This is a genomic window from Maribacter sp. 4U21 (genome assembly GCF_002742365.1).
In the GTDB taxonomy this organism is placed as follows: Bacteria; Bacteroidota; Bacteroidia; order Flavobacteriales; family Flavobacteriaceae; genus Maribacter.
In genome coordinates this window covers 141,877-154,578 of the sequence record NZ_MDGN01000072.1, presented here as the reverse complement: position 1 = coordinate 154,578, position 12,702 = coordinate 141,877, and the positions used below count along the sequence as shown (strand labels likewise).

At 37.3% G+C, this 12,702-nt stretch carries 9 protein-coding genes; 7 read left to right on the top strand and 2 right to left on the bottom strand.

Annotated features, from left to right (window positions below; genetic code table 11):
- Positions 1 to 4: 4 nt before the first annotated feature.
- Genes BFP77_RS14600 through BFP77_RS14585 form a run of 4 tightly spaced genes read left to right on the top strand, consistent with a single transcriptional unit; the run spans position 5 to position 6,032 of the window.
- Positions 5 to 2,440 (top strand): YfhO family protein, encoded by a 2,436-nt coding sequence (locus tag BFP77_RS14600; RefSeq protein ID WP_099574763.1) that lies wholly within the window; start codon positions 5 to 7, stop codon positions 2,438 to 2,440.
- The gene (locus tag BFP77_RS14595) at positions 2,440 to 3,711 is read left to right on the top strand and encodes a glycosyltransferase family 4 protein (protein ID WP_099574761.1); all 1,272 of its coding nucleotides are present in this window, start codon (positions 2,440 to 2,442) and stop codon (positions 3,709 to 3,711) included. Before BFP77_RS14600 ends, BFP77_RS14595 begins: the two co-directional genes overlap by 1 nt.
- 23 nt (positions 3,712 to 3,734) lie before the next feature.
- The gene (locus BFP77_RS14590) at positions 3,735 to 5,165 is read left to right on the top strand and encodes a lipopolysaccharide biosynthesis protein (RefSeq protein WP_306475431.1); all 1,431 of its coding nucleotides are present in this window, start codon (positions 3,735 to 3,737) and stop codon (positions 5,163 to 5,165) included.
- Entirely contained in the window at positions 5,166 to 6,032 is an 867-nt protein-coding gene (locus tag BFP77_RS14585; protein WP_099574759.1) for an RluA family pseudouridine synthase, read from the top strand. It abuts the gene before it with no gap.
- A 170-nt stretch (positions 6,033 to 6,202) separates the two neighbouring features.
- On the opposite strand, the gene BFP77_RS14580 is transcribed toward BFP77_RS14585, so the two are convergent.
- Together BFP77_RS14580 and uvrA are read right to left on the bottom strand one after the other, a co-directional pair.
- Positions 6,203 to 7,690, bottom strand: a complete 1,488-nt coding sequence (locus BFP77_RS14580; protein WP_099574855.1) for a hypothetical protein — start codon at positions 7,688 to 7,690, stop codon at positions 6,203 to 6,205.
- Positions 7,691 to 7,837: 147 nt separating this feature from the next.
- Positions 7,838 to 10,615 (bottom strand): excinuclease ABC subunit UvrA, encoded by a 2,778-nt coding sequence (gene uvrA, locus BFP77_RS14575; RefSeq protein ID WP_099574757.1) that lies wholly within the window; start codon positions 10,613 to 10,615, stop codon positions 7,838 to 7,840.
- A gap of 245 nt (positions 10,616 to 10,860) precedes the next feature.
- Between uvrA and BFP77_RS14570 the strand changes: the two genes are divergently transcribed.
- From BFP77_RS14570 to BFP77_RS14565, 3 genes are all read left to right on the top strand, one after another.
- The gene (locus BFP77_RS14570) at positions 10,861 to 11,442 is read left to right on the top strand and encodes an RNA polymerase sigma factor (protein ID WP_099574756.1); all 582 of its coding nucleotides are present in this window, start codon (positions 10,861 to 10,863) and stop codon (positions 11,440 to 11,442) included.
- Between the two features lie 73 nt (positions 11,443 to 11,515).
- Complete coding sequence (locus BFP77_RS17030; RefSeq protein ID WP_180272366.1) at positions 11,516 to 11,659, top strand: hypothetical protein; 144 nt, start codon at positions 11,516 to 11,518, stop codon at positions 11,657 to 11,659.
- A gap of 323 nt (positions 11,660 to 11,982) precedes the next feature.
- Positions 11,983 to 12,564: an RNA polymerase sigma factor gene (locus tag BFP77_RS14565; protein WP_099574754.1), complete on the top strand. Its 582-nt coding sequence runs from the start codon at positions 11,983 to 11,985 to the stop codon at positions 12,562 to 12,564.
- Positions 12,565 to 12,702: the final 138 nt, after the last annotated feature.

The window sequence follows — 12,702 nt, the reverse complement described above, 5'->3', positions numbered from 1 at the left end:
CAATATGAAGAAGGGCTTAAAATTCTTTTTGATTCATTTTTTCGTAACTGTCTTTTTTGTTCTAGCAGCAGTTTCTTACTTCCACCCGGTACTTCAAGGTAAAGTCATATATCAACACGATATTGCTCAGTATACGGGAATGGCAAAGGAGCAAAATGATTTCCGTAAAAGGACGGACACTGAACCCTATTGGACCAATAGTGCATTTGGAGGCATGCCCACTTATCAGCTTGGTGCAAATTATCCTCATAATTATATAAAACAATTAGATCGTACCCTTCGTTTTTTACCAAGGCCTGCGGATTATCTGTTTCTGTACCTTATCGGCTTTTATATCCTTTTGTGTTGTTTAAAGGTAGATTACCGATTGGCCATTGTAGGGGCACTTGCATTCGGCTTCTCCACCTATTTAATCATCATAATTGGTGCGGGTCACAACGCAAAAGCTCATGCTCTAGGCTATTTGCCATTACTTTTGGCTGGTATAGTTCTAGTATTCAGAAAAAAATACCTCTGGGGATTTCTACTCACGGCAATAGCTATGGCACTCGAAATTGTGGCCAATCACTATCAAATGACTTATTATTTTATGTTGTTGGTCTTGGTACTTGGTATTGTATATCTTATAGACGCCATAAAAAGAAAAGACCTTAAGCATTTTTTCACCTCGGTCGGTTTGCTATTGGTTGCGGTATTACTAGGTATAGCTACGAATGCCACGGGCTTAATGGCCACAAAGGAGTATGCGGATTGGAGTACGCGTGGCAAAAGTGAATTGACCATAAACCCAGATGGTTCTCCAAAAAACAATACGGGTGGTTTAAGTAAGGAATATATTACCCAATGGAGTTATGGCATTACGGAGTCTTTGAATCTTTTTGTTCCACGATTGTTCGGAGGTGCCAGTCAGGAAAATCTGGGCGAGGAATCAAAATCATTTAATTACTTAGTAGACAAGGGACTACCAAGGTCTAGCGCTTTAGACTTTGTTAGCGGAATTCCTTTATACTGGGGTAAACAACCAGGGGTGTCCGGTCCGGCCTACATAGGGGCTATAATTTTTTTCCTGTTTGCACTGGGACTGTTTTTGGTAAAAGGCAAACATAAATGGTGGCTACTTTTTGGTACGTTAATGTCCCTAATTTTATCTTGGGGAAAGAATTTCAGTATACTTACTGACTTCATGATAGACTATTTTCCGCTGTACGATAAGTTCAGGGCGGTGTCTTCCATTCAGGTTATTTTAGAACTGTGCGTGCCTATCTTGGCTATTTTAGCTATAAAGAAGTTGTTCAAGGATAAGGTGTCACAGGCAGATAAAATAAATGCGCTCAAATATGCATCGGCAACGGTACTAGGTTTGGGTGTTTTGTTATTTGTTTTTAAGGGAACATTGAGTTTTGTTGGTGCGGCGGATGCTAATTTGAGGATGACGGGACTTGAAGAACTACCGGAAATGCTTCGCTTAGATCGCAAAGCGGTATACACCAGTGATTTATTACGCTCTTTAGGCTTAGTCTTAGCGACTGCGGTATTGTTATGGTTTTACCTTAAAGGGAAAGTCAAAACCAATATGGTCGTCATAGTTTTAGGTGCTATGATTGTATTTGACCTCGTTGGTGTGAATTTGCGTTATGTCAATGCCGATAATTTCGTTTCTAAAAGAAGAATGTTAGAACCTTTTCAAAAAACAGGGGCCGACCAAATGATTTTAAAGGATGATGGACAGTTCAGGGTTTTTGACCAAACCGATGGTTTTGACTCTGCTAAAACAGCATATTTTCATAATGCCATAACGGGATACCATGCGGCGAAGCCCGCTGGAATGCAGGACCTTTTCGAGTTTCATGTTTACAAGGGAAATCTTTCCGTTTTTAATATGCTCAATGTCAAGTATCTTGTACGTGAAGATGAAGAGGGGAATAAGTTTCCAATAGAAAACCCCAATGCCAATGGTAATGCTTGGTTTGTAGAAAAGTTAGTGCAAGTAACTACTGCGGATGAAGAAATAAAAGCCTTAGATAGTTTGGATACGAAACGTATCGCGGTAGTGAACACAGAAAAGTTTAAGAATATAAATAGGTATGATTATAAGGTAGATTCTCTTACAGCTATTCGTTTAACGGACTACGAACCCAATCACCTTACCTATACTGCTACCAATGCGAATGCTGGGGTTGCCGTCTTTTCCGAAATGTACTACGCCAATGGGTGGAATGCCTATATAGACGGAGAATTAAAGGAGCATTTTAAGGTTAATTACGTGCTTAGGGCATTGAAAGTCCCCGAAGGAGAACATACTATTGAATTTAAATTTGAGCCTGCGGTAGTAGAACAAGGTAGTTCAGTGGCCTTAGCAAGCACAATTTTATTAGGACTCGTTCTTTTAGGCGGAATTGGCTTTTCGTTCTGGAAAAACAAAAAGCAGGAGAAATCATAATGAAAAAGGTGTTGGTCATTACCTATTATTGGCCACCGGCTGGCGGCCCTGGAGTACAACGCTGGTTGAAATTTGTGAAGTATTTAAGAAATTTTGGAATAGAACCAGTGCTCTACATCCCCGAAAATCCACATTACCCGTTAATTGATAAAAGTTTTGAAAGTGATATTCCCGATGATATTACTATTTATAAACACCCCATTTGGGAACCGTACCGATTCGCAAGTTTGCTTTCTAGGAAGAAAACTGAACGTATTAGTTCTGGTATAATACAGCATAAAAATCAATCTATATTAGAGCAATTGATGCTATGGGTTCGCGGTAATTTCTTTATACCCGATGCTCGCAAATATTGGGTTAGACCTTCGATAAAATTTTTATACGACGTAATAGATAAAGAAGGGATATCCAGTATAATAACCACTGGTCCACCACATAGCGTACATCTTATAGGACACTATTTAAAGGAATTTAAAAAGGTAACTTGGCTTGCTGATTTTCGGGACCCTTGGACATCCATAGGATACCATAAAAAGTTAAAACTCACCGGTATTGCTCGGAACAGACATAAAGAACTGGAGCATTTGGTGTTAAACAATGCCGATAAAATTGTGGTCACAAGCCAAACAACTAAAGACGAATTTCAACAACTGACCCGTAAACCTATACATGTAATCACCAATGGTTTCGATAGCGTAACCCCAGCTAAAGTTAATTTAGATAAGAAGTTTACAATTTCTCACGTAGGCTCCATGCTTTCCGCACGGAACCCCGAAAATTTTTGGAAGGTATTATCAGAATTGGTCAATGAGCATAGTGCTTTTAAAGCGGCATTGGAACTTCGTTTTATAGGCGTTGTTAGCGAGGATATTTTAAAATCTCTAAAATCCTTTGGTCTGGATAATTACCTGCATGTAGTAGGTTACGTAAAACATGATGAGGCAGTTGCGTATCAACGACGCTCACAAATACTTTTGCTTGCTGAAATAGATGCTCCGGAAACCGTAGGCATTATTCCGGGTAAATTGTTTGAATATATGGCTGCAGCGCGTCCTATTCTTGGTATTGGACCAGAGGACTGGGAAGTGGCAAAACTTGTAGCGGATACCAAGACAGGAGCAATATTCGATTATAAGGCACATTTTCAATTGAAAAATGTACTTTTAAACTGGTTTCAACAATATCAAAAGAATGCATTGAACGTTGCCTCCAATAATATTAACCAATATAGTAGGAGGGAGCTTACAAGAAAATTAGCCGAGCATATTTAATGGGAATCGTTTTAAAACAGTCAATGAGCAATACCATAGTCACTTATATTGGCTTTGGTATAGGTGCTGTTAATACTTTGTTTTTGTATACGAAATTCATGCAACCGGAAAACTATGGGCTCGTTCAAGTTGTCTTGTCCGTTTCTGCTGTGCTCATGCCCATACTGGCGTTCGGAATTCCAAATAGTTTAGTGAAATTCTACAGTAGCTTCAATGAAAATAGAGCCCAAGATGGTTTTTTGACCATGATGCTATTATTACCATTGGTGCTTATCGTACCCATTGCTTTACTTAGTTTTTTTGCCAACGAAGCCATTGGTAGTTTGTTGGCTAGAGAAAACCCAGTTGTCAGAGATTATGTCTGGCATATATTTCTAATAGGTTTGGCCATGGCTTATTTTGAGGTTTTCTATGCCTGGGTGCGTGTTCGTATGAAATCTGTTTTCGGAAATTTCATGAAGGAGATTTTTTGTAGGGTTTGTCAATCCATACTTCTTGTATTATTCGTTTTCGATTATATCGAAATAGAATTCTTTATCAATGCAGTAGTGGTAAGTTATTTACTCCGTATGCTAATTATGAAATTCTATGCCTATAGATTACATATGCCAAAGTTAATATGGAATATTCCCGGGAATTGGCGAGATATCGTAAAGTATAGTGCGCTGATTATTCTAGGTGGTTCCACGGCCATTGTACTAATGGAAATAGATAAGGTAATGTTGAACAACTTTTTACCTATAGCCAATGTTGCCTATTATGGTGTTGCCGGTTTTATAGCCGTCTCCATAGCGGTTCCGGCTAGGGCCATGCATCAAATTACTTATCCCATGACAGCGGAATATCTCAATAGGAACGATGTATTCTCCTTAAAGGGGCTGTACCAGAAAAGTTCACTGACCCTTTTTATAATTTCCGGCTTGCTGTTTCTTCTTATTATTTTGAATCTAAATGATCTGTATAAGTTAATGCCAGATGGTTATGCCGGAGGGTTCTTTATTGTTTTTTGGATAGGTCTGGCTAAAGTATTTGATGCGCTTCTGGGCAATAATAATTCTATACTCTATAATTCGGATTACTATTGTTCTATACTGTTTTTTGGAGTTTTACTGGCCCTCATGGCCATAGGACTAAATCTTTGGTTAATTCCTACTTATGGTTTAAATGGCGCTGCCATAGCCAGTTTTTCTGCTTTTTTTGTGTACAATTGCCTAAAGCTGTATTACGTGAAGTTGAAATTTCAAATTTCACCATTTACCAGAGAAACCGTAAAGGTATTTTCCTTGTTGCTTGTATTGGGCGCTATCTTTTATTATTTACAGTTTTCTTTTCACCCTATTTTGAATATTGCGTTAAAGAGTGCTTTGCTTGTTCTTATGTACACCTTTATTCTATATCGATTTAAGATATCCGAAGATGTTAATGGGGTACTTTCTAAATTTCTTAAAAAATAAATGCTGGTAATAGCTAGTCACGCGGTACCTGTCTTGCAAAACCCAGTTCGATTACAAGAATATGGTGTAGGGATTTTTGACCTATTAGTGACCAAATCAGCTTTAAAAAAAGCGGTTAAAAAGGAATTGATCCTGGTTAATGGGACAGTTGGAAGTACGGCTACATTTATCAAGGGCGGGGAGCAAATCGAATTACTTGCCTCTAGTCGTAATAGTCTAGCGCGGAAGTTACTATTAAAATTAGAGGTAGTTTACGAAGACGATTACTTGGCCATCATTAATAAACCTGCAGGGATATTGGTGAGCGGTAATAGTTTTAAAACAGTAGCTAATGCCCTAACTCAGAACCTAATGCCCAGCCAAGAAGCCGATGCCGTAATGCCGCAACCAGTGCATAGACTTGATTATCCCACAACGGGATTATTGCTAATCGGAAAAACGAGCAGAAGTATTATGCTTTTAAGTAAACTATTTGAAGAAAAGAAAATTAGCAAGGTTTACCACGCTGTTACCATTAAGGATATGAAAAGAAAGGGTCTACTACAATACCCGGTAGACGATAAAGCGGCTGAATCTGAATTTGAAGTGCTACAAGTGATACCATCAGAAAGGTTTGATTTCTTAAACTTAGTAAGACTAAAACCTAGCACAGGAAGAAGACATCAACTTCGTAAGCATCTTTTGGCCCTAGGTAATCCTATTTTGGGAGATGCAGTCTACGCTTTAGATGATTTAATTCTAAAAGGAAAGGGTTTGTACCTCCATGCCAGCGAACTCAAGTTTGTTCATCCTTTAACAAAAGAAGAATTGATTATTAAATGTAGACTTCCAAAAAAGTTCGGAAAGTTGTTTAAAATTGTTTTGTGAGAAGTAATTATTGATCAAACCATATTCGCTTTAAAGGGAACATTCTTCTGTACTCAGGGTTAATTCAAGTTGCTATTTTGAAAACTCAAAATAGGCGTTCATTAAAAAAAGCCCCGCAGTGAAATGGTTTCACTACGGGGCTAAACAACTAACCAACCTAAAAACTATTTTTATAGTCTTCTACTATTTCTTGTAGTAGCGGACCTTGAGTTACTTCTTGTGTTTCTGCTAGGAGCTTTAGCTTTACTCACTGACCTTGATCTTGTGCTTCTACTTACCGTAGACCTTGATCTAGAAGGAGCTTTGCTCGTAGCTCTAGTATTAGAACTTCGCTGTGTTCTTTGTTGTGCAACACTTCTCTGTGTTCTACCTTGAGTACTACGTACGTTAGCACTTCTACTAACAGGTTTCTTATACGTGGTAGTACTTCTTTTTATTGTGGTACTTCTAGGAGTTCTAGTTACTTCTCTTTTGGTAACCGTTCTTCCTTGATTACCTCTTACCGCGTTGTTATTTCCACGTTTTACCGTAGATGTACTTCGTCTGGTAGAAGTAGTTCTTGAGACATTGTTGTTTCTATTAGAACGTGCAGTGCTATTAGAAGTAACACTTCTCCCGTTTCTTAAACCATCATTCCTCTTGGAAATGTTATTTCCCCTATTGGAATTATTTCTTTTGGCAACACTTCTATTTTTTATTTTGGTACTTCTAGGAGTTCTAGTTACCTCTCTTTTGGTAACCGTTCTTCCTTGATTACCTCTTACCGCGTTTTTATTTCCACGTTTTACCGTAGATGTGCTTCGTCTGGTAGAAGTAGTTCTTGAGACATTGTTGTTTCTATTAGAACGTGAGGTGCTATTAGAAGCAACACTTCTCCCTTTTCTTAAACCATCATTCCTTTTGGAAATGGTGTTTCCCCTATTGGAATTATTTCTTTTGGCAACACTTCTATTGCTTCTGAACGAATTGTCACGTACCGCAACTCTTCTGTCATTTCTATAGATATTAGCTCTTTCTCTACGAACCTTGTTATACCTATGCTCTCTTCCAATCTGTACATAAGACCTTCTGAAGTTGTTTCTATAAGGATTATAGTAGGTATATCTAATTGGTGTATAGAATCTTCTATAAGGTCTGTTCAACACAAAACTAAATCCTAAGGCCGGTCTTGCGAACCATCTATGAAACGGTCGGTAAACATAATGTCTGTTATATACGTTGATGAAACCAACATGATGGTTGAAAAACCCGCTGTTATTATAAAATACGGTCATACCACCCAATATTCTAACTCTTCCGTTCCTGTAACGGATATCTACATCACCAATTTGATTTACACGTCCGTAGAAATCGTAAAAAATGGGTACATTTTCTACTTGTATTACTGCTCCGTAATCATCATACTGGGCAAAAGGGCTATAATCAAAGCCAGAATTAAATGTAATCCCGTTTCTTCTACCTATAACTTGATTTTCGATATAAAAATCGAACTCACCATCTGGGAAAACTGAAAACGTAATGCCATTTTCAACAAAAATGAAAGCGTTGTTGTTATAATAAGCATTGCGTGTTGCAACCTTATCTTCTGTTGTACTTTTGGCAACAACACCTGTGGTACCTAAAAGCATCGCCGTAAAAAGGAGTACTAAATTTTTCATGATATAAGGTTTTAAATTCTGAATGTAATTATTCACATTCTCTTACCTAGTATCAAACAACGTGCCAAAAAATATTAATTAAATTTAAAAATTTGATTATCAATTACTTAAATTAAATTGATATGAAGGTTTTTACTATTTCAGTTCTTATAATTTCTCCTTTAAATACTTCGCCGTAAAAGATTTTTTATTTTCAGCGACTTCTTCCGGTGTACCTTCTGCCAGTAATTGACCACCATTTTCGCCACCTTCAGGTCCAAGGTCAATAATATAGTCCGCACATTTGATCAGCTCAATATTATGTTCTATCATCACAATGGAATGTCCTTTTTTAATAAGGGCATTAAAAGAGGTCAATAGTTTTTGGATATCGTGAAAATGAAGTCCAGTTGTGGGTTCGTCAAAAATAAAGAGTGCCTTGTCTTTTGTAGTCCCTTTTACCAAAAAAGATGCTAATTTTATCCGCTGTGCCTCTCCACCGGATAGGGTAGAAGAGGACTGCCCCAAGGTAACGTAGCCCAAACCTACGTCCTGTAACGGCTTTAGTTTCTTTACAATTTTAGTTTGCTCGCCGGTTTCAAAAAAGGTGATGGCGTCATCAATGGTCATATTAAGGACATCATCAATATTTGCATTATTGAAGGTTACCTCCAAAACATCTTTTTTAAAACGCTTACCCCCACAAGTATCACATTCTAGATGAACATCGGCCATGAACTGCATTTCTACCGTGATTTCCCCCTCTCCCTTACATTTCTCACATCGGCCGCCATCAACATTAAAAGAGAAGTGCTTGGCTTGGTAATTCCGGATTTTACTTAGTTTTTGTGCCGCAAACAGATTTCGGATATCGTCATATGCCTTTATATAGGTAACCGGATTGGACCTAGAAGACCTTCCAATAGGGTTTTGGTCTACGAACTCTACGTGTTTAATATGCTTGTATTTACCCTCTACTGCCGTAAACTGACCCGCTTTTTCACCGTAACCACCAACTTCTTTTAAAATTATAGGATAGAGCAGTTTTTTTACTAAGGTACTTTTACCACTACCGGAAACTCCGGTCACCACGGTTAACATATCTAGGGGAAAGGTGGCATTGATATTTTTGAGGTTATGTTCCCTGCAGCCTTTGATTTGAATATGATTTTTGGAAGTACGTCGTTCGGACGGAACTTTTATCACCTTGGTACCATTAAGATAACTTGCCGTAAGGGACGTAGATTTTAATATCTTGGCAAGGGTTCCCTGCGCAACTATATGACCACCATGGGTTCCAGCCTCGGGACCAATATCTATAACTTCATCTGCGGCTTTCATAATATCCTCATCGTGTTCAACCACGATAACCGTATTGCCAAGATTTCTTAATGAAATAAGTACTTCAATAAGATTTTCGGTGTCTTTAGGATGAAGTCCAATACTAGGTTCGTCCAAAATATACATGGAACCGACCAAACTACTGCCTAATGAAGTGGCTAGATTTATTCGTTGACTTTCTCCTCCGGATAAGGTATTGGATTTTCTATTCAAGGTCAGATAATTTAATCCTACTTTGTCCAAAAAGCCCAATCGTGTATTGATTTCTTTAAGCAAACGGTCAGCAATTTGGGCATCATTCTTACTTAGCTCTAGTTCACCAAAAAAGATAATGAGCTTTTCAATAGATAGTCCCACTAGTTGCGATATGGATTTTCCACCTACTTTTACATAATCCGTCTCTGGTCTTAGGCGCTTACCGTTGCAGATATTACATTTGGTTTTTCCGCGGTAGCGGGACAACATAACCCTATTCTGTATCTTATAACTTTTCTCCTCTAGCGTATCAAAAAATTTATGCAGGCCAATAAAATGATCATTACCGCTCCAAACCAATTCCTGTTGTTCCTCATTCAGTTCAAACCAAGGTTTGTGAATGGGGAAATCATATTTGTAAGCGGAATTTACCAACTGGTCCCTATACCAGCTCATACTTTCGCCGCGCCATGGAAACACGGCATTTTCATAGATAGAAAGTGCGGTATTAGGTATCACCAAGTCTGCGTCTATTCCTATGACATCACCATAGCCTTCGCATTTTGGGCAAGCCCCATAGGGATTGTTAAAACTAAAAAGATGCACATTCGGTTCCAGAAATTGCATGCCGTCCAGTTCAAATTTGTTGCTGAACAATTGCTGTTTTCCATCTTCCAGTTTCTCAATAATACATTGTCCCTTACCTTCAAAAAACGCAGTGTCCACAGCATTTGCTAATCTGTTGTAAAAATCTTCATCATTTTTAGTGATGATACGGTCAACTACTAGGTCGAATTCTTTTTCAATGTTCTCAGGCGCCTTATCTATTCTTAAAACTTCACCTTTGTACTTTATGCGCGCATAGCCTTGCTTTGAGAATAATTGAAGGGATTTAAGCGTATCTCTATCTTCTCGGATTACAATTGGAACAAGAAGTAGTAGTTTGGTGTTTTCTTGGAACTTTTTAACATACTCAATAACATCCGTTACCGTATTCTTCTTTACTTCATTTCCTGAAACGGGCGAAAAAGTTTTTCCGATCCGTGCATACAGCAACTTAATGTAGTCATAAATTTCCGTGGTCGTACCTACCGTAGACCTTGGATTGGTAGAATTTACTTTCTGCTCTATGGCAATGGCGGGAGCTATTCCTTTTATATAATCTACTTTTGGTTTATCTAATTTGCCTAAAAACTGTCTGGCATAAGAAGACAGACTTTCTACATAACGTCGTTGACCTTCGGCATAAAGGGTATCAAAAGCCAGACTAGATTTTCCGGAGCCGGACAACCCCGTAATAACAACTAACTTATTTCTAGGTATTACGACATCAATATTTTTAAGGTTGTGCAGTTTTGCACCCTTGATTATGATATTCTCTTTGGGGTTTACTTTAGCAATTGAAGGCATATTTTTCTCTAAGTTCGCAAAGATACAATATGGCCTATTCAATAGCCAGTAAAAGTCTTTTAGGATTTTAAACCCTTTATTTTTTTGGCATTTCTTTGGGAATATTTATTTTTTTCTATCTTTGAAATTCATAAAAATTCAATAAGCCTATAGCGCACCTTTACTTTTTAAGTTAGAATAGTAACCCACAAGGCCCTTGTTCATTTGAACTTGGGGTCAACTTTTAACCACAAAAAAGTAAAGCTATGGAAGCACAAATTGAAGATTCCCTACTTGTTAAAGAATATATAAACGGTAATGAAAGAGCCATAGGTGTTCTTATCAAACGTCATAATGCCCGGCTAACGGGATTTATTTATTCCAAAGTAGGTGATCGCGAACTAACGGAGGATATTTTCCAAGATACTTTCATGAAGGTTATACGTACCTTAAAGCGTGGTGCCTACAGTGAGGAAGGTAAATTTCTCCCTTGGGTAATGCGTATTGCCCATAACCTTATTATAGACCATTTTAGAAAAAACAACAGGATGCCCATGTTTGAGGGCGCGGACAGTTTTAATATTTTTTCCTTAATGGGAGACGAACGCCTCAATGCAGAAAAACAATTGATAAAAGACCAAATAGATTCTGATTTGGCTAGGATGATCAAAGAATTGCCAGAAGATCAGCAAGAGGTCCTACAAATGCGTATATACAAGGATATGAGTTTTAAGGAAATTTCCGATAATACAGGTGTTAGTATTAATACCGCACTTGGAAGAATGCGCTACGCCTTAATTAACCTGAGAAAGCTTGTTGAAGCGAATAGTATTGTTTTAACGAATTAATTGGCCACAGGTCGAGCAGATCTACTATATTTATTTCCTTGCCGTTCTCTAATTGAACCAAAACGAAAGTAGTATGGAAGAATTATACGCTAAGAAAAAAGACCAGTCCAAATCAGTTGAAGCTAAACCTGAAACAATACAGTTTTTATTAAACTACTCAAAGTCGCTGAAAGTTACCGAAGCAAAAGGAATAAAATTTGAAAGCAACTTGAATTAAATTAACTAATTATCTCTTCAATATAAATAACCCTAAGGATTTTCCTTAGGGTTTCTTTTTTTAAGAATGACTTGACGCCTATTGTTTCTTTACTACATATCCATTGGAATCAAATTCTGTCACCACTTTCTCACGCAACTAGTAAAGTATCCATTTATTGTATTGAAAAATAGGTTTTCGTTGTTTCACATCATAAAAAGGCTATTTGACAACATACTTTTTTGAGAAGGAGCGGTTTTATATAGTTTTATCCCAGAAATAAATAACTAATTACAATTACTAACAAGATGCCCAAATCTTTAATCCAAAAGAAAATGACTAATATGAAATTACAAATTGAAGACTCAGAATTAGTAAGAGATTACATCAGCGGAGACGAGAAGGCTCTAGAAGTACTTATTAATAGACATAACCAACGTATAACAAGCTTTATTTATTCTAAAGTTTTGGATCGGGATATCACCGAGGATATTTTTCAAGATACTTTCATAAAGGTTATAAAGACATTGAAAAAAGGTACTTATAGTGAAGAGGGTAAATTTTTGCCCTGGGTAATGCGTATTTCGCACAACTTAATTATAGACCACTTTAGAAAGAACAAAAGAATGCCAATGTTTGAAGGAAGTGATGACTTCAATATCTTTTCAGTTATCGGTGATGACAAATTAAATGCGGAAAAGCAGTTAATTAAAGACCAAATAGATACAGATTTACGTTATTTGGTAGAAGAATTACCGGATGACCAAAAGGAGGTTTTAGTAATGCGTATCTACAAAGATATGAGCTTTAAAGAAATTTCTGAAAACACTGGAGTCAGTATAAATACAGCTCTTGGGAGAATGAGATATGCACTGATAAACCTTAGAAAGATAATTGAGAAAAACAATATAGTTCTTACCAACTAGATTCTTCAAAAACAACATAAACAATATTTCCTTTTTAGTTGCGTTATTTAAAATGTAACAACATTGGAAATATGGAAAAAATTTACTCTAATTATCAAGAACAGACCGAGTTTAATAAAGTTTGTCCTAAAACTATCA

Excerpts from the sequence above, each read along its gene's own strand:
- BFP77_RS14590 (WP_306475431.1), top strand. The coding sequence starts at position 3,735 with ATGAGCAATACCATAGTCACTTATATTGGCTTTGGTATAGGTGCTGTT.
- BFP77_RS14580 (WP_099574855.1), bottom strand. The coding sequence starts at position 7,690 with ATGAAAAATTTAGTACTCCTTTTTACGGCGATGCTTTTAGGTACCACA.
- BFP77_RS14595 (WP_099574761.1), top strand. The coding sequence starts at position 2,440 with ATGAAAAAGGTGTTGGTCATTACCTATTATTGGCCACCGGCTGGCGGC.
- BFP77_RS17030 (WP_180272366.1), top strand. The coding sequence starts at position 11,516 with ATGGAAGAATTATACGCTAAGAAAAAAGACCAGTCCAAATCAGTTGAA.
- BFP77_RS14565 (WP_099574754.1), top strand. The coding sequence starts at position 11,983 with ATGAAATTACAAATTGAAGACTCAGAATTAGTAAGAGATTACATCAGC.
- uvrA (WP_099574757.1), bottom strand. The coding sequence starts at position 10,615 with ATGCCTTCAATTGCTAAAGTAAACCCCAAAGAGAATATCATAATCAAG.
- BFP77_RS14585 (WP_099574759.1), top strand. The coding sequence starts at position 5,166 with ATGCTGGTAATAGCTAGTCACGCGGTACCTGTCTTGCAAAACCCAGTT.
- BFP77_RS14600 (WP_099574763.1), top strand. The coding sequence starts at position 5 with ATGAAGAAGGGCTTAAAATTCTTTTTGATTCATTTTTTCGTAACTGTC.
- BFP77_RS14570 (WP_099574756.1), top strand. The coding sequence starts at position 10,861 with ATGGAAGCACAAATTGAAGATTCCCTACTTGTTAAAGAATATATAAAC.